At 64.5% G+C, this 1537-nt stretch carries 1 protein-coding gene; it reads right to left on the bottom strand.

The genetic code is table 11. The annotated features are described in order from the left end of the window. Positions 1–519: 519 nt before the first annotated feature. Positions 520–1311, bottom strand: coding sequence for a polysaccharide deacetylase family protein (locus AC1D34_RS37495; RefSeq protein ID WP_476827020.1), 792 nt, complete (start codon positions 1309–1311; stop codon positions 520–522). Positions 1312–1537: the final 226 nt, after the last annotated feature.

Genomic DNA, 1537 nt, shown 5'->3' on the forward strand with positions numbered 1-1537 from the left:
GGGCGGCAGGGCACGTAGACGGTCTTCACCTGCGCCACCAAGGCGGCGCTGGCCAATCCTGCACATTGGGCCAGGGCGCGGTTCGCCGACCGAATTCAGGGTGAAGACGGGGGGATCGGTCGCTGACTCCAATGCGGGCGGGCGACAAGAGTCCCCTCGACCTGATCATGCGCGCAGAGTCTGTCCGCCGCATCGTGCGGGCGCCATGCGAGGCGACGGGCGTCACGGTGAATCATAGGCTGCAACGGGCGGCAGGGCACGTAGACGGTCTTCACCTGCGCCGCCAAGGCGGCGCTGGCCAGGGTTGCCGTGTGCTACCGCCTCATCGAACGTCAGCTTCCGGACCGAGATCGAAGGGATAAAACCGACCCAAAGTGAGCAGGGGGCCAGACGGCGGAAGATGGCGCATAGCCGACATCAGGAAGGTCCGCTGGCGGGCAGGGTCGTTACACGTTCGGCCCTGGCCGGAGGCGGCACCCAGCTTACGCAAGCACGCCGTGCAGCGGGTTGAGCGACTGATTATGTCTGCTCACCAATCCATGACGCGATATCGCAGGGGCGGGTCAGCCAGATCTCGTCGCTCCTGGAAGCGATATGCTCCAACGCTCGCGTCAAGGCGCGCAGGCGGAACGGCTGGCCGGAGATGAATGAGTGGACCACGACGCTCATGACCAACGGCTGTTCGCGTGCGGCTTCCAGCATCTCGTCGAATTCGTCGATGATCATCTCAGCGAATTCGCGCGCGCTGGCCTGACGCCCGATGATGGTCGAGCTGTCGTTGAGTTCCAGGGCATAGGGCATGGCCATAAGCCTGCCGCTCTTCGTATTGAGCCAAACGGGTTGATCGTCCATGCGGAAATCCGCAACATAGCTGWAGCCTTGAGCCGCGAGCAGATCGAGCGTGACGGGGCTGTGGGCGAGCCAGGGGCTGGACCAACCCTTGGGCGGCTGCCCTTCCTCGGTCGCGATGCGCTCATAGACGGCGCGGAGATAGGCCGCCTCCTCCTGCGGGTTCATCGTCGCAAGGCTGTCCGAGTTGCTGATGCCGTGGGCGACGAACTCGGCCCCGGCCTCGCGCGCTGCCGTGATGACGGCCGGTGCGTGATCGTAGATGGCGGTGTTCAGCAGCACGGCCGGCCTGATGCCGAAGCTGGCAAAGCGATCGAATAGGCGAAATGCGCCCACGCGGTTGCCGTAGTCACGCCAGGAGGTGTTGACGAGATCGGGCTTGGAGGCACCGGGCAGCAGGTCCTCGGTCAGGCCCTCGCCGAAAGAATATTCCTCGACGCCGACGGCTACATAGACGGCCAAGCCTGCGCCATTGGGCCAGCGGTAGGTTGAACCAGTGCAGCGGCATGAGAGGCCTGGGGTGAGTTTTGCCGTCACCAGTCGACCGTGAAGAACGCGTTCACGCGGCCTGAGGCCGGGATTTTGCCGTCGACATGGCGGCAACTGCGGCGGTGATCCAGGCGCACAAAAACATCAGCCAGCGGATGAGGAGCTTGAAGTTGAAGCCGGCCGCGGCAAGGACGGCGTT

Source organism: Allobosea sp. P1_A7, from assembly GCF_056406775.1.